Raw genomic sequence first — 255 nt, 5'->3', positions numbered from 1 at the left:
CGCGAAGCTGCGGGACGAGCTTCTCAACGGCGAGATCTTCTACAGCCTCGCCGAGGCGAAGATCGTCATCGAGAGTTGGCGGCATCACTACAACACGAAGCGCCCGCACTCATCGCTGGGATATCGCACCCCGGCTCCAAAGGTCGTGCAGTGGCCGGCTTCGCCATCCGGCGCAGCTACGCCGGCCACACCAGCCGTAGCGCCCAGACCCGTCATGCACTAAGACTGAAACCGGACCACCCTATTGGGGCAGGC

Annotated in this window: 1 protein-coding gene; it reads left to right on the top strand. The window is 63.9% G+C overall.

Annotation, left to right across the window (positions count from 1 at the left end; all coding sequences use genetic code 11):
- On the top strand, positions 1–223 hold a 223-nt coding region (locus tag EU800_RS26565), incomplete at its 5' end, for an integrase core domain-containing protein (RefSeq protein ID WP_129636395.1).
- Positions 224–255 lie beyond the last annotated feature (32 nt).

It is taken from the genome of Tropicimonas sp. IMCC6043, from assembly GCF_004146235.1.
Taxonomy (GTDB): Bacteria; Pseudomonadota; Alphaproteobacteria; order Rhodobacterales; family Rhodobacteraceae; genus Tropicimonas.
The sequence above is the reverse complement of the archived record's forward strand: the minus strand, read 5'-3'. Positions and strand labels throughout refer to the sequence as shown.